The organism is Paenibacillus brasilensis (assembly GCF_009363115.1).
Lineage (GTDB): Bacteria > Bacillota > Bacilli > Paenibacillales > Paenibacillaceae > Paenibacillus > Paenibacillus brasilensis.
In genome coordinates, this window is sequence record NZ_CP045298.1 from 1,829,236 (window position 1) to 1,849,067 (window position 19,832).

Here is a 19,832-nt window from a genome sequence, read left to right on the forward strand (position 1 = left end):
GCACATCCCCCCTTTCCTAAACATTTTATAAAATTAGGGAGATTTCCTACCTTATTGCACAACCAAGCTAAAAAAAATGATACAATATTACAGGAACATTAGTTCTTATGATTGTAAAAACATCCTTTTTCATTCCCTATAGATATGCAGACAATGCAAGCTTTTACAGAGAGGGTGATAGTATTTTGATAAAACAAGGAACAACTTACGAAAGGTGCCGGACTGAAATTTATCGTATTGCCTGGAGGATACAATACCGAGCTAAAAAAATCAGGAATAGTGAACGTTCCTTTTCTGAAATTAAGTCCAACATTCTTGCTTCTACCGTATTAACTGAAAATAAAATTTGGATACAACAACTTTTGAACTCTTTGCCGCCTCAAGGTAAATCTATCATTTATAAGCTTTATATTGAAGATTTAACTGAATATCAAGTAGCTCAGCAATTACACATTAGTCAACAGGCGGTGAGCAAATGGAAGAAGAAAATGCTTCGGAAACTATCGCAGACAGTGAACTTTTAAGATTAATACACATAGTTCAAAAAAAGGATAGTCAAGCTATGCTACAGCTCATTGATCTTTTTAAAAACGATATTTTGCATGTAAGTAAATTTATTTACTCGCCACAGGAAGATGCCATTTCTCAGATTATCGTTGAATTTTTAGAGTACATTCAGTTAAACGAACTGGAATAGAAACTTTTAAATAAAAAAAGTATGAATGAGTTGTAAAAATGCTTCTTTTTTCTCCCTATATAACGAGAAGCAAATAAAGCGCGCAGCTCTCTAGTCTGATTAGACAAAAAAAACTTTAATTAAAAGGAGATAATTAATTATGGCATTTACAAAAGAATACACTGCTAGTATCGTTTTGAATTTGGATCAGGTCAGACAAATGCAAAGAGCACAACGAAGTGTTTATGATAAGGGGCTTGTAGAGCAGAATACTAATGCTTTGGCCGACGCATTAGGTAATACGCTTTCTATATTGGGATCTGTGTTTTTTAAATATACTGCATATAGTTTGGCAGCAGGCATAGCCTCTATCCTGTTGGGTATGGTTCCTAATGAAAAAGAAGCTCTCAAAGATATGGTTTATAATGGTTACTGGGAAATGGGATATCTTCAAGACTTTTTAGAGGACAATCAAGGGAGATATGATTTGATTGAAGTTAAATTCCCATTTATTGAATACGAAACACAGGGAATCAGATTCATTACTGGTAAAGGTGTAGTGACGCGAGTGCATTCCACCAGCGGTGGATGGATGATTCTTTAATAGTCTCCTAGAAAAAATAACCGCTTGTCTTTAACAAGGACAAGCGGTTATTTTTTCCTTCAACCAAAATCTATTTGAAAAATTTTTGCATTAACTTTCCATTATACCCACTAATAATCTCATATGAAACAACGCTATTTTTAGGAACGGCCGAATTGTATTTATAAACTACTAAATTTTTTTCTCCCAATATGGTTAATCCAAGTTTCCTTTCTTGTTTTGATCTTATAGTGATCCAGTACAAGTCGGGCGAGGGAGTACTTGAATTAGATTTTTTTAGCTGCAATTGCGAAAACATATTTATTATTTGATTAATTGATTTAGAGTCTGACACAGTTATTTTTTTTTCATTTGCAGAATTATCATCTGATTTAATGATTTCAATTGTGTCAATTTCCCCTAGGTTTACTTGTCCCAAAGCTGCTTCTTTAAAAGATATTGTCATTTTAGATGTAAAAATGACTCCTGCAACGAATATTACTACAAGAAGTATCATGAAACTTAGGACGTATTTTTTTTGTATTTTCATAAAGTCCTCCTTATGAATCATATGCACATAATATACCATTAATATCAAAAAAATTCCCATAATCATATATTAATTTTTTATTTTATCGAATAATTCAAAAAAATGGTTATTTATGTGAGGATAAATGTGCACAAAATTCCGGGTTTTATCTTTTTGAACTGTTTAGCCTATACTAAAGAATATCGAAGCAAAAACTAAATAAGCTGCTTCCGGTAGAGTTCCAGAAACAGCTTTCGATAAAGGATTTCTTATTTTTTCATGATTAGTTCAAGAAGTTGGGTTTTCATACTTTGAATAGCATCCTCTTTTGGCATACGTAAAAGTTTGCTTAATCGTTTAATATCTTGATCGAAATACTGAAAAATTGCATTCATGGCCTCTACATCGGATTGGGTTTGGGCAAGTTTTACTAACTTCATAAACTCATCATCTGAAATAATTCGCGGAGTGCTTTCTTTTTCCATTTGTTCACCGCCTGTTGACTGATTTTAAGTTCTCTGGCAACCTGGGCTTCTGTTTTGTCGTTTATGTAAATTTCATAGATGACTTTTTTGCTTGCTTCACACGCAAATTTATTAATATAAGATTGCAACATCACTCTGTTATCAGATTCATCCGAAAAAGAGGGTCGAAAGAGGTTAGGACTGCATTCCATAGAAACTTCACGTTTGCGATCACGTTTTTCCCGATACTGCATTCGCCAAGCAATTCTATAAAGCTCGCGTCTATAATGTTCAATCGCGCCCAACGAAAATTACCTCCCTTATATTCTTATACGTTTATATAAGGGAGGGAGATATCAAATTCCATTTAACAACCTTAAAAATAGTGAGTATTCCTTCTATGGAAAAAAATATATCATTATGTGGTTTTTTCGAAACATTTGCAAGCCCCATTACTATCATGCTTTTTCCATTCGGCATAGAAACTTTACTTTGCGGTCTGTGACAGCTTCGCTGGTACTAGCCCATTTTTTGGGTTTGCCTCCTGGGATAATCATCAAAATAAAAGTGAATTAGCTCTTATTACAGCTGCAAAAGTTGAATTAATATAAAAAAACATCCAAAATTGTAGCGCTTTCACTTGTTAGATTCCAATGAAGATGCTATCCTTCAAATGGGATTGTTACTGAAAAGGCAAAACCCGAGTACATTGTATTATGTACCCGGAGTTTGCCTTTTTTTCATTTTATATGGATGCAGCAGCATACAGCCAAACATCCCAAACATGTGGAAAGCGCTTTAAAAAAATAACACCAAAGGAGATTAATCTCATGCAAAGAAGACGCTTCGCCCTTGTATTACTATCTTTCGTGTTTCTGCTTACGATCTTTTTCCCGTCGTCCAGCTCTGCCGCAGCAGCTGATGTTCCGGCACCACAGGCAACCCTGCTTACTCAGGTACAGCCTTTGGGTGAGGTCGTTTCAGCCGTTGTACTGAAATACAGCACCAATATTGACGGGGCATCCTTGTCTACTTCCAGCTTCCAGGTTCAATCTGTATTCAATGATGTTTACACAGACAGAACCGTGATTGGTGTATATACCAACGATACCGGCGCCATCACCAATCGTAGTACTCATGGCAAATATGTCGTGATCGAGCTGGATACGCAAGATAAAAATGCAAGTACCCTTACTTATAATGCAACAAGTGGAGTCAACCTCATCAATCCGTTGAATTATTACATCACCCAAAAGAAAGACATTGCAACTCAAAAGAAAACAGTCATTCCAGCCTCTGCACAGACTGTAAAAGCAACTGATAAAATCACACCGATTGTAGACGATTTCAAAAAAAGCACCTTTGAAAATAAAGATGGCTTCAAGCTGAACTGCTTTACGTTTGAGCCTAAAGTAGAATCCGGCCAAACCTACCCGCTGGTTGTGTTCCTGCACGGAAACGGCGAGCGTGGTGATGGAAACGGAGTTAACCTGCTGGCGAATGCTGGTGCCGTTACTTGGGCTTCGCCTGAGCAGCAAACCAAGCATCCATCCTTCGTAATCGCTCCACAAAGCCCGATTGACCTGGATCATAAATTCATTTGGGCAGATGAGCCGCGCAGCAGCGCTGTAGCCGATTTGGTACGTGAAACGGCATTAAAATATCCGATCGACACCAATCGAATCTACATCGTTGGTATTTCTCAAGGAGCTATGGGAACGTGGAGGTTGCTCGAAAAAAATCTCGATCTGTTCGCCGCAGGTGTGCCGATTGCTGGTTTGACCAACTATGAAAAAGCCGTTAACATGTATGCCCCTGTTGATCCCAAGCATGTCGAAGTACTGAAAAACGTTCCTATTTGGGCCTTCCATGCTGTAGACGACACTAGCGTAAGTCCTAAAAACTCGCAAGAAATGGTAGCTGCCATCAAAGAGCAGAACGGAAATCTCATTCATTTCACTGAATACGAAGCAGGAATTATCAAACCTGTAGGACACTTCTCATGGGTTCCAGCCTTGCAAAATCAGGATATGATTGAATGGCTGTTCGCACAAAAGAAATAGTTTCATATTGTGCCACTGCGCAGTCGGATAGTGCTTCCCATCGCAAAATAAGTTTGAGACTAACCAAAGAAACAGCGGCAGTCCTGGACTGCCGCTGTTCCATATATTTAGATATGATATTGACTTTTAAATTTGAAAATCTCATCAACAGCTTGATGATACCCACCTGATTTTTGAAAGGATTCCCCAATATTTGCAACAGCTTTCTTGAAAGAGGAGAGGCTTAACACATGCTCTACAGCTTCACGTAATTGATGTGCAGTCAAGCTTTGCATTTGTAATTTAATGCCTGCTCCCATATTGGAGACTTGCTCTGCAATGATCGGCTGATCCGCGCTTTGCGGGATTACAATTAACGGAACCCCGTAATAGAGACCTTCATGGGTACTGTTCATTCCACCATGGGTAATAAATAATTTAGTGTATTGCAGTACATCAGTTTGTGGAACATAATTTTTTACGATGAAGTTTTTAGGGATTTTCCCTAAATCAGAAATTTGAATTTTATTCCCAATAGACATAACAATAGTATGATCAGTGTTTCTGAATGCCTCAAAACAAAGCTTATAGAAATCAATTGCTTGGTTAAAGACTGTACCCAGTGAAATGTAAACTGGTTTTTTCTCCTTGATTGCAGTAAAGTCGAAGTTTTCTTGGGTTAATCGTGAAGAGATGGATGGACCTACAAATTTATAAGTTTGGTCGAATGCTTCTGCATAAGGTTGAAACTCCCTTGTTGTATAAACAATTGTAAGTGGTGCAGGATTACAAAACACTTCGTAAGGAGAATGAATCTCCACATCATATTTTTCCTTCACCATGACCGTCAGGCTTTGAAATTTATCGTTTATAGGTTTAACTATTTCTGTAGGGATCTTTATAGAAAATTGTTCCAATATTTTATCAAATGAATCTTTTGTCTGCGCAAAAGAAGTACAAGAGTTGATTGCAGGAAGCTTAAGAATTTGAGCAAGTAAACGTCCACAACCGAACATTGAATCATGGATGATATAATCAAAATGCTGTCCTTTGATTTGTTCAAGAACGCTTGGTATGACTATATCTGCCGTAAGTAAAAGGCCGTTGATTCTTTCGAGTAAATAATTTCTTCCACCTGAGATAAAGGCTTTTATAAACTTTTGATCGTCAAATGTTCGTACCGAAGCTCCCGTCTTCTCAATACGCTCCCGAAAAGCTTCTATAGAAAAGTACACTACCTCTTCTCCGCGCGAAATAAGCTCTTGTACAACTCCAATAGTTGGATTGATATGTCCCTCTGATCCACCATTAATAAATAAAACACGTGCCATTCCTACCACTCCTCAGGTACAATGTGAAAAACGACATCCGATTAATAGCTGGATGTCGTCTTCTTGTATTTATGAAATTTGTTTATTCTACTTCCCCTTACCCAACTCTTAAATAATTAATTCACTTTACCGCCCTCTACGACCAATTGATCTGTAAAGCCTGCTCCGTAAACAGGGGTCAGTGTGTTCTTATAGGCTTGATGCACAAAGTTTTCCTTGCCCAGTGTAGCCAGCTCATTGTTGATCCAGTCCAACAGCTCCTTATTACCCTTTGCTACTGCGGGTGCAATCGTATCTTGACCGCCAAAGGACGGGATGGTTACCGTGAAGCCGGGGTTGGCCTTAGCCCAAGCGATCAGCTCTGTATTATCATTGGCAATCGCAGCACCGCGTTTGTCTTTGAGGGCTGAGAAGATTTCCGTGTATTGATCGAATTTGAGCAGCTTGATGTCAGGATAATTTTTCGTAAAATAGGTTTCAGCCGTCGTTCCCTTGGCGACAATCAGCTTCTGATCCGAATTCTTTAATTGGTCAATCGTGGTGATTGGAGCGCTGTCGGGTGACACAATGCCAAAGGATAATTTCATATACGGGTTAGCAAAATCGACCTTTTCTTTACGCTCATCCGTTACAGTAAAGTTAGCCATGATGATATCTACCTTGTTGGATTCCAAATAGGCGACCCGGCTGGCAGCATCCACCAGTACAAATTCCACCTTGGACTCGTCACCCAAGAGATCTTTGGCAAACCGCTTCGCAATATACACGTCAAAGCCTTGATTCTTCCCTTCCGAATCTACGTAGCCAAAGGGCGGCTTATCCGCGAATACACCGATTCGAATCTTGCCATTCTTTTTAATGTCCTCAATTGAAGCAAATTTAGCCGAACCTGACCCGCCGTTGGTATTGCCGCTTCCTGCACATCCCGCCAAGCCGACGAGCAGCAAGCTCAAAGCCAGTAATAACGTCGTGAATTTCATTCCTTTTCTCATCTCTATTCATCCCCTTTATATCGTTTCGTACTGAAATATATCCAGAAAGTGCTGGGCACGCTCTGTTTCCGGTCGGGTGAAAAATTGTTGTGGCGTAGTCATTTCACATATCTGTCCTTGATCCATAAAAACGATACGGTCTCCTACCGACTTGGCAAAGCCCATTTCATGCGTCACGATAATCATGGTCATACCCTGTTGTGCCAGCTCTCGCATAACATCCAGCACCTCTCTGACCATCTCCGGGTCCAAAGATGCGGTGACCTCATCAAAAAGCATAATTTCAGGGTTCATACACAGGGCGCGCACAATCGCAATCCGTTGCTTTTGCCCGCCTGATAATTGTCTCGGATATGCATCTTTGCGATCCAGCAGACCCACGCGCTCCAATAGCTGCTCTGCTTGCTTGAGTACTTCCTGTTTGTTTCTCCGCTGCACTTTAAGCGGGCCAAGCAATATATTTTCCAAGACCGTCATATGCGGAAACAGCTCATAGTTCTGGAACACCATTCCGATATGCTGTCGCACCTCACGCCAATTCACTTTGTTATCGGTCAGATCCTGTCCTCTATAACGGATGTTCCCGCCCTGGACTGGCTCCAGACCATTAAGACATCGAAGGAGCGTGCTTTTTCCACATCCCGAAGGACCGAGGACAACCACGACTTCCCCTTTCCTTACGTCCAGATTAATCTGCTGCAACACTTGCCGGTCTCCGAAGCTTTTGTGCAGCCCTCGGATTTCCAGCAAAACCTCCACAGCCTCTCCCATGACACCCACCCCATCCTGCTAATTTTGCCATCTGCGTTCAAATCTTTTGGAAAGTCTGGATAACGGATAGCATACGAGAAAATACAATATGAAAATAAAGCCGTACACCCAAAAGGATGCCGAAGGCGCTTTGATTACACCCAGCTCAATAATCTGCTGCCCGACCTTGACCACTTCTACTACACCAATCAGTACCACTAATGACGTTGTTTTGATCATCCGTGTCGCCAGATTAATAGAGCCTGGAAGCATTCGGCGCACCGCCTGGGGAATGAGCACATGACGGTATAATTGTCCATATGTCAGTCCCAGTGCCTGCCCGGATTCCACCTGATGCTTGGGCAGTGATTCCAGCGCACCACGAACGATGTCACCAATCTCCGCCGCTCCCCACAGGCTAAATACGATAATTGCTGTCAATTCCCCGCTGATATTCACATCCAGCAAAGGGGTAAATCCAAAATATACCACATACAACCACACCAAAATCGGAATAATGCGAAATGTCTCCAAATAGAATCTCAGCACAAGCCGAATCGGCCTTGATTTCAAGGTGCGCAGCAACCCCATCAAAATGCCTAATAGAGTACCGATAATAATTGAAATAAACGCAATCTCCAGCGTAATGAGCAATCCCCCTAATAGACGCTCAAAATTCGAACCTTCAAAAAGCACATTAATCCCCGAACTCAGCATACCGCACCTTCCTTTCCACCCACGTCAGCAGCATCGACAATGGTAAAAGCAGGACGAGATATGCCAGTACCAGCAGAATCAGCGATTCTGACGTTTTGTAGTACATGCCGATCAGGTCTTTTGCCACATTCATCAGGTCTAATAAAGCAATAGCGCCGACAATGGAGGTCTCCTTGAGCAGAAAAATCGCATTCGCTCCCAAGGACGGAACGCTGATGGCAAAAGCCTGTGGCAAAATAACATATCTCGCCAGTTGTATCTTGGACAGTCCGAGACTCAGCCCGGATTCCGTCTGGGTCTTGCTGACCGCTTCAATTCCACCACGGAACGCCTCGGCCATATAACCCCCGCCCAAAAAGGTCATGCCCACAATGGCACACGTCATTTCGCTCATATGCAGACCTATTTTCGTAAATCCGTAATACAGGAAGTATAGCTGTACAAGCAGAGGTGTGTTTCGGGAAAGCTCAATGTAGGCTACGATGATGCCACTGATTCCCCTCACTTTGTAATACAGTACTATGCTGCACAGCAAACCGACGACTAGTGAAAACAGAATGGCCCAAAAAGCGATCTTCAATGTCAGCCACATGGCTTCTCCATATAACGGCAAGCTTTCTACAATAAACTCCCAGTCTAAGTTCATATGTACATACCTTTCAATTTTCAATTTTCAATTATTCCTATGTATTTGCTTTGCTTAATAACAATGATTGTATTCCTGCCTAATTATTTCGTCAATACTTTGATGAAAATTTGTCATATTTATCTATGATTGAGGAAGAAAATTATTGCTTTATTTCAGAAATAAATAAAAAAACCTAAAATGGATCAATTCCATTTCAGGCTTTAATTAATGCTATACGATTCATCACACGAGCGGCTCCATAACCAAGGGACCGCCGAGTTTCTCTACAATCAAACGGCTTTCCTCATTGAGCCCCCGCAGCGTGATGGATTTACCGGAGTTCCTGTATTTTTGCAGCACCTTGCCAATAGCAGTCACCGCCGAGTGATCCCAAACATGTGAATGACTAAAGTCCACCACGACACGCTTCGGATCATCCGCAGGTTTAAAATGATCGACAAAATGAGTTGTTGAAGCGAAAAACATAGGACCTGCAACATGGTACACCTTCTCCTCGTTATCCTCTGTTGCACTGATGCGGATTTTAGCCATTTTCCAGCCAAAATGCAATGCACTCAGCAGGACGCCCGAGATCACGCCCTTGGACAAATCATGCGTAGCCACCACGATGATAACCGTCATAACCATAATAAACGTGTCTGCCTTGGGTACCTTGGCGATATTTCGGAGTGCATTCCAGTCCACGGTCCCGATACACACCATGAACATGACACCCACCAATGCGCCCATCGGCACTTCCTTCACAACCCCGCCAAGCACTAATAGCAAAAAGGCCAAAAATACCCCTGCCGTAAAGGTGGACAAACGTCCTCTTGCACCCGAGCTGACATTAATGACCGATTGCCCGATCATCGCACAACCGCCCATACCACCAAAAAAACCATTTATAAAGTTAGCAATCCCTTGCCCTCGGGCTTCCTGGTTTTTATCGCTTTTTGTTTCGGTCATTTCATCCAGAATACTGGCTGTTAGCAGCGATTCCAGCAATCCGACCACTGCCATCGTAAAGGAATACGGCAGTAAAATCCATAAAGTATGCCACGACCACTCAATTTGAGGCAAATGGAAGGAAGGCAGCGAGCTGGTTAGCGTCCCGATATCTCCTACGGTTTTCACATTCAATCCGAATACATACGTAATGATCGTCATGATAATAATGGCAGTCAATGGAGCAGGAATGATTTTCGTAAATTTCGGTAAAATATACACAATCAGCAGCGTACCCGCTACCATCGCATACATGATCCAGTTCGCTCCATGAAAATGGGTAAGCTGCGCCATAAAAACAAGGATCGCCAGTGCATTCACAAACCCGGTCATGACCGGCTGCGAAATAAAACTTATAAAGCGGCCTATTTTCAAAACACCCAGCAGTACTTGGATGATCCCTGCCAAAATGGTAGCTGCAAACAGATATTCCACGCCATAATCCTTCACCAAGCTAACGACCAGTACCGCTACCGCCCCGGTTGCTGCCGAGATCATCGCCGGGCGTCCGCCTGCAAAGGAAATGACAATGGCCATGGAAATGGAGGCGTACAGTCCGACCATGGGATTGACACCCGCTATGATCGAGAAGGCAATGGCCTCCGGAATCAGCGCCAGCGCTACGGTCATGCCCGCAAGTATATCGGCCCGGATATTACCGAACCATTGTTGTCTAAGATTCATACCGTCTCGTTCCAGCCTCCTATATTTACGGAGAGCAGCATATTGACCCGCAACCCGATGTCATTCGGGCATCCGTCCAGCGGCCAATCGCAATGGCTCTCCTTCATTCAGCTCGTCTCTCTCAAACGAACCCGTCCGTTACATTCAGTCCATCATTATAACGTAAGGGATTCGCAGAAACGAATTGGGTAAAAGGCTGTTTACAGAAGGAAATCCTCGATTTTCTTAAAATATCAACCGTTTTCTTCATGTAGTTCGTTTTCTTATATTTTAAATTTTCGCAATTCCTAAGACTCTGACCTGTTAAAGTTTATCACCTTAACCTCATATTCAGACTCGGCAAACTGCAAATCTTGATCCGCCGTAACCAGCACCAATCTGTTTATAATAGCTGTCGCAAGAATCAAAGCATCCGGGGTCTTAAGCCTTCTTGCAAACTTATCCTTTTGTTCTCTTCTGATACGACCCGCTTTAACTGCAATCTCTGAATCAACTGCTATAAAATCCCCGCCAAGAAAAGGTATCATATCTAAGTCAGTATCTGTGGACAACCCAGCTATAAACTCGGACTGAGTTATAACAGAAAAGAAAATATTCTCTTTATCTTTTTCAGCTTGTCGTATTACTTTATCCAAGGATGTATCAAGTCTATGAAGGGCAATAGCTGCATTCGTATCAAATAAATACCCCATCTAATCCCAATCCTCCCTGGATTGCTTAACACTCTCTTCGATCTCAAGCAACTGCTCCTTGCTTAGGCTGCCTCGAGAATTCAAGACAGCTTGCAACCCTTTCGGCAACGGAGACTCTAAATCAATAACCTCAGTCTCCCCTTGTTTATTTTCTATAGTAACCTTTGATGGCTCAAACCCAATATCACGAAGGAGACTTAGGAGGCGTATACGATGTATATCCGTTAATTTTTTTGCCATTAGAAACACTCCTTAGCAAAGAATAGATTCCGGTCATAGCTCGGTTGATTTGTTGTTTTCTTATATTTAAAATTTTCGCAATTCCCGCACCAGCTCAGATAAGGCCTCATCTGTATCAGGTTCGAAATTGTGCCGGAGCATATTTTCAAAGTCAGGGAGAGCTTGCTTTAACAGCTGATAGCTATAATCATAGTAGCTCCAAAAAGCCACTGGATCGTAGCCGCGTGCTTCCTCCTCTTCCCACTCCAGTTCATCTTCTTCGGGATCGTTGTTTTCAGGCCATAGATATTTTTCGTCCAATAGCATGGTCAGGGCTTCCACAGACTGCTGTGAATCGGCTTGTTCCTGTACCATCTCCAGTGTCCCAACAACTGCATGATACAATTCCAGCTCACTCAGCGTAATACGATTCGGCCTTCTCGTCTGTATATTGCGCAATAAGAAAAGCAACACCCACGGCGTAACTTGCCATAATGTACCCTGATGCTCAATCAGATCAGCGATTGCCTTATACTCTCCGTCTAATATCATTTGCGGTAAATCCGTCCCCCTGCCATAACAAGTGGTCAGGCGGTGCCACGGCACATCTGTTATTTGGAGATGATGGATTGGAGTGGTATTGATCTTATAGGTATCCATGGCTCATGGCTCATCCTTTCCGGCAAGTATCTAAAATCTCCCTGATTTAAAGATAGAATACAATAAAAAGGCAACCATCAAGAGCGCCACGACAAAACCAATTTCAATCGCAGGCACATTCCATAGCATTGTCGCCTGATGATTTAGCGATGAACCAATAATCAGTCCAACCATAATAATGCTGAACGCTAACAGTACAATGCTGAATGACAGGCGATTGCTGATCTGATCCAGCCTGCGCAGGAGCATTTCCAGCTCTGGTACGGTGACCTCCAGCTTGAGCTTGCCCTTACTAATAATGGAGGCCAAATGCCGCGCCTGTCCCGGCAGCTCCATGAGCGTCTCCACCAGTTCGGTCACACCGCCCAGCAGCTTGCCCCGAATACGGCGACCACTGAAGCGTTCCTTCAGCAGCTTGTTGCCGAAAGGCTCCGCCAATGCGATGATGCTGAGATCGGGGTCAAGCAGTTGGGCGACCCCCTCCGATGTCAGTAACGCCTTGCCGAGCAGCAGGACATCCGACGGCAGACCGATTCGATGGCGCTGTGCTGCACCAAACAGGTCGTTCAGAGCATCGCCAATGCTGACCTGCGAGAAAGGAACGTCCGCATAATCTTCGCGTATCTTATCCAGATCGGCACGCAGCGCATTTAGATCGGTATTCGGTTCGACCAGGCCCAGTCGTTCGATGGCCCGGACCATGGCATCGGTGTTTTTGCGCATCAGCGCAATAATGAGAGAGGCGAGATGATCCCTCATCTCTTCACTGAGTCGCCCGGTCATGCCAAAATCGAGATAAGCGAGATTGCCATTTTTCAGGACAAGCAAATTCCCGGGATGAGGATCGGCATGAAAAAAGCCCTCTATAAAAATCTGATGCAGCATGCTGTTTACCAACTGCTGTGCCAGTTCTTTCAGGTTATATCCACGGCGTAACAACTCCTCGCGACTCCCCAAATGAGTTCCATCCAGAAACTCCATGGTCAGTATGCGGGAAGAGGTATGATCCCAATATATTTTTGGAATATAGATATGTGGGTCCTGCTCAAATTGGAGCGCAATCTTCTCTGTATTGCGGGCCTCATGGTTGTAGTCCAGCTCCTGAATGAGCGATTTCCCCAGCTCCTCCACCATTTGGCGAAGCTGATAACGCTCCACCCATTCCCAACGCTTGGCTGCCATATGGGTCAGTTCCCGCAAAATGTCCAAATCCCGTCGGATGATGCGGTTAACGCCTGGGCGCTGGATTTTAATAGCGACCATTTCACCACTGTGCAGCTTGCCCAAATGCACTTGTCCAATCGAAGCAGCAGCCAGCGGAACATCGTCAAAGCGAGCCAATATGTCCTCCAACGACGTGTCCAGCTCCTGCTCCAAAATGCCCCGCGCCATTTCAGGCGAAAAGGGCGGAACCTGATCCTGAAGCTTGACCAGCTCGCGGATTATAGGCTCCGGCAGCAGGTCGGCACGCGTGCTTGCCAACTGTCCAAGCTTGATAAATGCAGGCCCCAGGTCCTCCAGCACCAGTCGTATCCGTTCACCCAGCGTCTTGGACTCGGGAGCTTCTCTCGTCAGCCATTTGCGTGGTAGCGATAGCAGCTGGAACAGGCCCATTTCCTCCACCATATAGCCAAAGCCATGACGCGCCAGCGCCATGGCAATTTCCCGGTAACGACCGGCATGCTTCATACGAACTGCCATTTAATCCAGCCGATTCGCTTCTTCGGCATCGCTTGAACCCGTAAGCGCAGCCTTTTCTTTTTCCAGTTCTGCTACCTGTTTTTCCAATAATGCCACACGTTGCTCCAAACTTGCGACATCATTTTCGGTAGGTACTTCCAGCTCCTGCAAAATGCGGTTAACCTGCTCGCGGATCAGCGTTTTGAATTGGCCCTGTTCCTCTGCCCCCCGTTCAATCAGACGATCAATCAGTGCTTTGGATTCAGAGGGCGCAAGTTCTCCCCGGTTTACAAGATCCTCGACGGCTTTCTCCACCTTTTCTTTGCTGACAATAGTGAGGCCCCATCCCAATGAGATAGCTTTTTTGAACAAGTCGCTCATGATATATCCTCCCCTACCTGTGATTACCTATAGTATAACCTGAAAAGGGAAGCCGCATAAAGTTTGCAGCTCCCCTTCCCTAAGAATGGTATTTGTTATGTTTAACCCGGAAAGCGTCCGGCCCACTTGGCAGCCTGAAGCAACAGCTTGCGGTAGCCCTCATGCTGGAAGCTTGGCTGATTATGTCCAGGCATCAAGTAGACGACCCGCCCCAAGCCATAGGACAATGACCATGCCGCAGGCCACCACTGGCCTTCATACTCGTATTCCATCAATAGTGTTTTTTCAGTGAATGGATCAAAATCGAAACGATACGGCTCCTCCTGGATCTCGAACGGTTCAATTCCTTCCATGATCGGATGATCCGGCTCCGTTACCTTGAAGGAAAGTGGCGCCGCAGCCGGATGACGTAAGAAACGTGCTCCCATCAGCTGTGCAATTTCATACCGTCCTTGTAGTGTAATTCCATTATGCAATACCAGCAATCCGCCCCCGCCGCTGACGTAGGACAGCAGTCCTGCCGTTTGTTGAGGGGACAAAACCTCCTTGCGACTATCGCAGTACGAAATACATAGATCGAATGAGGCCAGATTTTCCTTGAGCAGCATTTTACGATTCTCGCTGCATTGTACCGTCATCCAGTCCTGTAAAATATGGCTAATCTCCTCGTCCACCCCTTGCAACGGGTGAAACTCCGGGTATGAATAATCTCCCAATAGCAATGCTTTTTTTCTGTCCATGCTAATCCTCCTTGCCTGACTTGTATATAAGGACTCTAAAGGCGTGCCCCGTGTCATTTATTTTTGTTTGTGTGGACAAATCGCTCTACAAATTTCGGTTGGCCCTCATCCATTTCACATAACAACGCCATCATTGTCCGAAGCTACAGCATATATAAATAATTCTACAGACCGCCTATGGAATCCTTTAGCAGAGGATTATAACATATACGTTCGCTCGGAATAAACTTATTTAAAAATTATAAATATGAACGCTGGCGATTCGGGCCGTTTATGGTATACTCGTAAGAAAAAAAAGTGTGCCCACGCATTCTTTTCAAAAAAGGGACGCTTTTTGTAAAATGTATGCTTGCGGTTATAGAATTGTTAAGCCTTGCCTCAACTTATACATTCTATAAATCTTAAAAACCGGGGAGGTTGCATGAATGAAAAGGACTGGAATGACCCGGCCCTTGGACAGCTTGGGACGAATTGTGCTTCCTAAAGAGTTGCGCATGACGATGGAGATTGACATCGGCGATCCATTAGAGTTTTTTATTGAAGACCAGACACTCATGCTCCGTAAGTACAAATCAACCAATTGCGTCTTTTGTGGTGCGGTTGATACCAACACCTACTTTAAAGATCAGTTTATTTGCGATGAATGTGCAACCTCGATGAAAACGGATGATTTGCCTCCGGTCACGACGGCTGAAACCAATTCGTCTCCACTTAAGCAAAATATGCATATCAAAAAAATCTATCAGCGTACAGACGTTATTTTGGAGAAAATGAGAGAACTGATGGAGGAGCATCCTGCATCTTCACAAAAGCAGCTCGCCTCCATGCTTGGCGTGAGTCAGGGAAGAATTTCCCAATTGAAGAAGCTAATGTAAATCAGTCATCGCAAAAGTAATGTATGCGCTTCCTCTAAATGTAAGGTACATCATATCCACGTAAAAAGCCGGGCTCCTCAACCTAAAGGAACCCGGCTTTTGTTGTTCACATGAAGCGGCTCGCTCAACTTACTGACTGTAAGCTCTGCATTTTTCCACCCAGCGTGCTGCAGCTTTGGGAAGAGAAGCGAGATGTATATGGGTATAGGCCGCCAAAAGGTTCCCTTGCGCGTAGCCCTCGCTCTGGAGTCCGCGCATCCCCTTAGCCTGATAGGCATAGGGGTAGGGGACAGTCGATTCATCATAGGCCATCACTGAATAATGAAATTCATGGCCCCGAATCGTCTCTCCAGCCTCCAGCAACAGGCAATCCTGCAATGCAGTTGCTTCCCGGTATCCCAATGCAGCCCGCTTTTCCTGCATTCGGACATCGGACGGAATGACTCCAGCCATAAGGTGAACGCTCCCGGCACGATCCGTAAGTGTGCGTGCCAGCACCATATATCCGCCACATTCAGCAAATATAGGCATATCCCGGCATACTGCATGGCGGATATCTTCCAAAAAGCCTGTATTGGCAGCGATAGCTGCGGCAAACTCCTCAGGAAAGCCGCCGCCCAGATATAGGCCCTTTGCCTGCTGAGGAATGCGCTCTCCCGCCAGTGGACTAAAATAGACAATTTCTGCTCCCGACTGGCGCAGCAAGTCCAGATTTTCCGGGTAGTAGAAATTGAACGCCGCATCTTTGGCGACAGCAATGATGGGGCGCTCCCCGGTCGCGGCCTGCGATCCTTCGGATGGTAGCCGATCCGCGGCAAATAATGGCTGTGCGGGCAGAGACAACGGCGGAGCCGAATCCGCCAATGCCCGCAATGCCTCCAGATCCGTACCCGCGCGGATCAGCTCTGCCGCCCGTTGGAATAGCGGCTCCAGCTCGCCGCGTTCCACAGCGGGCACCAGACCCAGATGACGCTCGGGTATGTCCAGCCCGTCATCGCGCTTTAACCAGCCGAGCACGGGGATACCGCACTCCTGCTCAATTGCCTTCTTGACGATGCTGTAATGTCCTTGACTACCACAGCGATTCACAATCACGCCCGCAATGCACAGCTTCGGCTCCAGTCGCTGGAAGCCGAGCACAATAGCGGCTGCGCTGCGTGCCATGCTGCGCACGTCGACGACCAGCAATACAGGGCTATCCGTCAGCATGGCGATTTCGGCAGTCGACCCGATATTGCTGAGCGGGTCCTTGCCGTCATACAGTCCCATGACGCCTTCAATCACGGAAAGATCCGCACCTTCGGAAGCGCGGATAAAGGTTTCACGCACCGTATCCGCTGAGGTCATCCAGGAATCAAGATTACGGGAAGGCGTTCCGGTCGCGGCCGTATGATAGGTCGGATCAATATAATCCGGCCCGCACTTAAAGCCCTGCACTCGCAGACCGCTATCGGCGAATGCCTTCATCAGCCCGAGAGTGACAGTCGTTTTCCCGGCACCGCTGCCCGTACCGGCAACAACAATACGGCTTCTGCGTGCTGCAGCAGACGGAACAGGCTGCACGTTCTGCTTCTTAACGTCAGTCATAGGAAACCCGCGCTACAGACAGCGTCATATTGCCGCTTTTTTTCTTCTCCAGCAGCCAATGCTTCGCACCGGAAGACAACAGGGCCGCAGGCTCGCTGACCCCGTATGCACCGGTGTATTTGAAGACGGTGTCCGATGGATTGGGAAGCTGTACGGTGTTCAGCTCTGACGGGGTGTACGTCACCAGCTCCCAGCCGTATTTGGCGCAGAGGGCAAGCAAGCCCTCTTCATCCTTTTTCAGATCAATAGTAGCTAAATTCCGCACGCTTTTTACGGACAAGCGCAGCTCTTGCAGGGTGTCCAGCACGCCAGCCTCCAGCTCCTCCAAAGCCGTGCCCCGGTTGCAGCCAATGCCAAGCACCAGACTTTTGGGACGGTACAGCACACCGTTAGAAAGGAAACGCTCCTCTTCTTCCGGCTCCAGCAAACGGTCACTAACGACCAGCGCGGCGTTAAAGGGCTCTCGTGATGCTTCTGCCACCGAAGGGTATACCTTGATATGCGCAGGCACAGGCTTGTCATAACGCCACCAGTTCTGTTCACCTGTCTCTTGTATGAGCGCAACAGGCTCCTCGTTCACAACAGCCGCGCTCACTGGAGTGGCCTTGTCGAAGCTATCGACCACCCAGCCCAATTCCCGACCAAACATGTCGACCGGAATTGTCCCCTGCACATCCGATGCTGTTGTAATCACTGCACGTGCACCCAGCACAGCGGCGACATGGCGGGTCAACTCATTGGCACCGCCCAAGTGGCCGGACAATACGCTAATGACATGCTCCCCGCGATCATCAATGACGACTACGGCCGGATCTACTTTTTTATCCACCAAAATTGGCGCAATCATGCGCACCACTGCACCGAGGGAAATAAATAAAATAATACCGTTATATTGCCTAAATAAATCCGGCAAAATCAGCTTGACCGAACCTTCGAACAATTGAATGCCGCCCTCCTGCTCGTCCCCCCGTTCAAACTTGGACATGTAATATACATCTGTGCCCGGAAAGCTGGCCCCCAGATTACGTACCATTTCGACCCCATGCTTCGTGATCGCCACAGCGGCAAATGGATTACTCACCGGGCTTCACTCCCTTCCGGTAGCCATGGGTGAACGACTTATCATACAGCTTGGAACGATGCGCGTCCTTATCCACCAGCCCCGGGTCGAGCGCCCAGCCTGCCAAAATCATGGCATGCATCGTGATGTCCGCAGCACGCAGATCGGTCGGCAATTGGGCGAGCGTCGTGCGTACAATCTTTTGATCCGGCCAGGTTGCACGCTGCACTACCGCTACTGGTGTATCCTCGCTCCAGCCTGCCGCCAGGAACTCAACGACCACCTTTTTCGCCAGCGTTGCGCTGAGGAACAGGGCCACTGTACAGTGATGGGATGCCAGGTCACGCAGCTTTTCCCGATCCGGTACAGGTGTGCGTCCTTCGGCACGCGTCAGAATAACCGTCTGCGTCAGGTCAGGCACGGTTAGCTCCGCGCCCAGCACAGCCGCAGAAGCAAAGACCGAGCTGACACCCGGTATGATTTCGTAGGCTACTCCACGCTGCTTCAGCAGTACCATTTGCTCCAAAATCGCACCATACACTGCCGGATCACCCGTATGTACACGGGCTACACTGCGTCCAGCCTGCACGGCCTCGCTCATAATCTCGACCTGTCGCTCCAGATCCATGCCTGAGCTTTGCAGTACCTCCGCCTCTGGCTTAGCCGTGGCAATCAGCTCGTCGTTCACAAGTGAATCCGTATACAATACAACATCGGCTGTGCGTAAAATCCGGGAGCCTTTTACAGTAATCAGCTCCGGATCGCCGGGACCTGCTCCTACGATATATACTTTTGGCTCCAACGTCATTTGCTCACCACCATTAAACTTAAATATTCAAGCTCCTGCCCGCGCAGCTCACGTGCGTTGCGCCATACCATTTCATATGGGGAAGTGACCTTGGCGATCACAGACGCATGATCCCCAAGCTTCAGCTCATCCAGCACATCCAGAATCAAATCCAGTACCTTGGCAACCTTGATAAATACAACTGTGTCGTGATTTTCAATCGCCCGCTTCATCGCTTCCCTATCCTCCGTAGCCGGAATAATACCGACCTGCTGATCTCCGTCTGCCAAGGGCAATTCCAACGCTGCCGCCGCGCCCAACACGGACGAAATCCCCGGAATAGATACAATCGGCACCTCTGGATGGAGATCCTTCATCAGACGTGCCAAATGAATAAAGGTACTGTACAGATTGGGGTCTCCTTCTGTGACAAAGGCTACATCCTTGCCTTGGCGAAGCGCTTCCCAGCAAGCAAGCACCGTCTTGTTCCACTCGCGCTCCAGGACTGCCGGGTCCTTGGTCATTGGAAAAATCAGCCCCAGCATCTCTTTTTCCTCCGGGTTTACGTACAGCTCCACAATCTCATGGGCATACGATTTGCCTCCCCGGCGTTTCTTTGGATAAGCCACCACTGCACATTCCTGAATCATGCGGTACGCCTTGACTGTAATCAGCTCGGGATCACCCGGCCCCACGCCTACGCCGTAAAGTGTTCCTGTTGCCGCCGTATTCATGCTGTCTCTCTCC

Annotated in this window: 24 protein-coding genes; 5 read left to right on the forward strand and 19 right to left on the reverse strand. The window is 46.0% G+C overall.

What is annotated here, in order from left to right:
- Window positions 1-107: 107 nt before the first annotated feature.
- The 3 genes from GCU48_RS08615 (at window position 108) to GCU48_RS08625 (ending at window position 1,280) form a co-directional block, all read left to right on the forward strand.
- Window positions 108-524 carry a sigma factor-like helix-turn-helix DNA-binding protein gene (locus tag GCU48_RS08615; protein WP_152379715.1) on the forward strand — a complete coding sequence of 139 codons (417 nt, stop codon included), beginning with the start codon at window positions 108-110 and terminating at the stop codon, window positions 522-524.
- Entirely contained in the window at window positions 476-697 is a 222-nt protein-coding gene (locus tag GCU48_RS08620) for a hypothetical protein (RefSeq protein ID WP_152379716.1), read from the forward strand. Before GCU48_RS08615 ends, GCU48_RS08620 begins: the two co-directional genes overlap by 49 nt.
- 139 nt (window positions 698-836) lie before the next feature.
- Window positions 837-1,280, forward strand: coding sequence for a hypothetical protein (locus GCU48_RS08625; protein WP_152379717.1), 444 nt, complete (start codon window positions 837-839; stop codon window positions 1,278-1,280).
- A 70-nt stretch (window positions 1,281-1,350) separates the two neighbouring features.
- Here GCU48_RS08625 and GCU48_RS08630 read toward each other — a convergent pair whose 3' ends face one another.
- From GCU48_RS08630 to GCU48_RS08640, 3 genes are all read right to left on the reverse strand, one after another.
- Complete coding sequence (locus tag GCU48_RS08630; RefSeq protein ID WP_167518664.1) at window positions 1,351-1,809, reverse strand: DUF5301 domain-containing protein; 459 nt, start codon at window positions 1,807-1,809, stop codon at window positions 1,351-1,353.
- Window positions 1,810-2,057: 248 nt separating this feature from the next.
- Window positions 2,058-2,273 (reverse strand): helix-turn-helix domain-containing protein, encoded by a 216-nt coding sequence (locus GCU48_RS08635; protein ID WP_244315611.1) that lies wholly within the window; start codon window positions 2,271-2,273, stop codon window positions 2,058-2,060.
- Entirely contained in the window at window positions 2,225-2,557 is a 333-nt protein-coding gene (locus GCU48_RS08640) for a sigma factor-like helix-turn-helix DNA-binding protein (protein ID WP_152379719.1), read from the reverse strand. Before GCU48_RS08640 ends, GCU48_RS08635 begins: the two co-directional genes overlap by 49 nt.
- A 525-nt stretch (window positions 2,558-3,082) precedes the next feature.
- Here GCU48_RS08640 and GCU48_RS08645 point away from each other — a divergent pair.
- Window positions 3,083-4,315 (forward strand): PHB depolymerase family esterase, encoded by a 1,233-nt coding sequence (locus tag GCU48_RS08645; RefSeq protein ID WP_152379720.1) that lies wholly within the window; start codon window positions 3,083-3,085, stop codon window positions 4,313-4,315.
- A gap of 107 nt (window positions 4,316-4,422) precedes the next feature.
- Here the strand turns inward: GCU48_RS08645 and GCU48_RS08650 are convergent, their stop codons facing one another.
- From GCU48_RS08650 to GCU48_RS08705, 12 genes are all read right to left on the reverse strand, one after another.
- Entirely contained in the window at window positions 4,423-5,625 is a 1,203-nt protein-coding gene (locus tag GCU48_RS08650) for a macrolide family glycosyltransferase (protein WP_152379721.1), read from the reverse strand.
- A 116-nt stretch (window positions 5,626-5,741) separates the two neighbouring features.
- On the reverse strand, window positions 5,742-6,617 hold the full coding sequence (locus tag GCU48_RS08655) for a cysteine ABC transporter substrate-binding protein (protein ID WP_152379722.1): 876 nt from the start codon (window positions 6,615-6,617) through the stop codon (window positions 5,742-5,744).
- Between the two features lie 15 nt (window positions 6,618-6,632).
- Window positions 6,633-7,388, reverse strand: a complete 756-nt coding sequence (locus GCU48_RS08660; RefSeq protein ID WP_025717247.1) for an amino acid ABC transporter ATP-binding protein — start codon at window positions 7,386-7,388, stop codon at window positions 6,633-6,635.
- A gap of 18 nt (window positions 7,389-7,406) precedes the next feature.
- Window positions 7,407-8,084, reverse strand: coding sequence for an amino acid ABC transporter permease (locus GCU48_RS08665; protein ID WP_152379723.1), 678 nt, complete (start codon window positions 8,082-8,084; stop codon window positions 7,407-7,409).
- The gene (locus GCU48_RS08670) at window positions 8,065-8,730 is read right to left on the reverse strand and encodes an amino acid ABC transporter permease (protein ID WP_025717245.1); all 666 of its coding nucleotides are present in this window, start codon (window positions 8,728-8,730) and stop codon (window positions 8,065-8,067) included. Before GCU48_RS08670 ends, GCU48_RS08665 begins: the two co-directional genes overlap by 20 nt.
- A 225-nt stretch (window positions 8,731-8,955) precedes the next feature.
- Complete coding sequence (locus GCU48_RS08675; protein WP_025717244.1) at window positions 8,956-10,404, reverse strand: SulP family inorganic anion transporter; 1,449 nt, start codon at window positions 10,402-10,404, stop codon at window positions 8,956-8,958.
- 287 nt (window positions 10,405-10,691) lie between these two features.
- Window positions 10,692-11,096 (reverse strand): PIN domain-containing protein, encoded by a 405-nt coding sequence (locus GCU48_RS08680; protein ID WP_152379724.1) that lies wholly within the window; start codon window positions 11,094-11,096, stop codon window positions 10,692-10,694.
- On the reverse strand, window positions 11,097-11,336 hold the full coding sequence (locus GCU48_RS08685) for a hypothetical protein (protein WP_016822811.1): 240 nt from the start codon (window positions 11,334-11,336) through the stop codon (window positions 11,097-11,099).
- A gap of 66 nt (window positions 11,337-11,402) precedes the next feature.
- A complete protein-coding gene (locus tag GCU48_RS08690; RefSeq protein WP_152379725.1) occupies window positions 11,403-11,975 on the reverse strand; it encodes a hypothetical protein in 573 nt (190 codons plus the stop codon).
- Window positions 11,976-12,005: 30 nt separating this feature from the next.
- Entirely contained in the window at window positions 12,006-13,676 is a 1,671-nt protein-coding gene (locus GCU48_RS08695) for an ABC1 kinase family protein (RefSeq protein ID WP_152379726.1), read from the reverse strand.
- Window positions 13,677-14,036, reverse strand: coding sequence for a phasin family protein (locus GCU48_RS08700; protein WP_025717242.1), 360 nt, complete (start codon window positions 14,034-14,036; stop codon window positions 13,677-13,679).
- 101 nt (window positions 14,037-14,137) lie between these two features.
- Window positions 14,138-14,776, reverse strand: coding sequence for a ThuA domain-containing protein (locus GCU48_RS08705; RefSeq protein WP_152379727.1), 639 nt, complete (start codon window positions 14,774-14,776; stop codon window positions 14,138-14,140).
- Window positions 14,777-15,201: 425 nt separating this feature from the next.
- On the opposite strand from GCU48_RS08705, the gene GCU48_RS08710 reads away from it, so the two are divergent.
- Window positions 15,202-15,651 carry an AbrB/MazE/SpoVT family DNA-binding domain-containing protein gene (locus tag GCU48_RS08710; RefSeq protein ID WP_152379728.1) on the forward strand — a complete coding sequence of 150 codons (450 nt, stop codon included), beginning with the start codon at window positions 15,202-15,204 and terminating at the stop codon, window positions 15,649-15,651.
- A gap of 129 nt (window positions 15,652-15,780) precedes the next feature.
- On the opposite strand, the gene GCU48_RS08715 is transcribed toward GCU48_RS08710, so the two are convergent.
- The 4 genes from GCU48_RS08715 to cobI are packed head-to-tail and all read right to left on the reverse strand — an operon-like array spanning window position 15,781 to window position 19,819.
- Window positions 15,781-17,238, reverse strand: a complete 1,458-nt coding sequence (locus GCU48_RS08715) for a cobyrinic acid a,c-diamide synthase CobB (protein WP_152379729.1) — start codon at window positions 17,236-17,238, stop codon at window positions 15,781-15,783.
- Complete coding sequence (locus GCU48_RS08720) at window positions 17,231-18,319, reverse strand: cobalt-precorrin 5A hydrolase (protein WP_152379730.1); 1,089 nt, start codon at window positions 18,317-18,319, stop codon at window positions 17,231-17,233. The genes GCU48_RS08715 and GCU48_RS08720 overlap by 8 nt, the downstream gene beginning before the upstream one ends.
- Window positions 18,312-19,106, reverse strand: coding sequence for a precorrin-4 C(11)-methyltransferase (gene cobM / locus GCU48_RS08725; RefSeq protein WP_152379731.1), 795 nt, complete (start codon window positions 19,104-19,106; stop codon window positions 18,312-18,314). The genes GCU48_RS08720 and cobM overlap by 8 nt, the downstream gene beginning before the upstream one ends.
- Window positions 19,103-19,819, reverse strand: coding sequence for a precorrin-2 C(20)-methyltransferase (gene cobI, locus GCU48_RS08730; protein WP_152379732.1), 717 nt, complete (start codon window positions 19,817-19,819; stop codon window positions 19,103-19,105). The genes cobM and cobI overlap by 4 nt, the downstream gene beginning before the upstream one ends.
- Window positions 19,820-19,832: the final 13 nt, after the last annotated feature.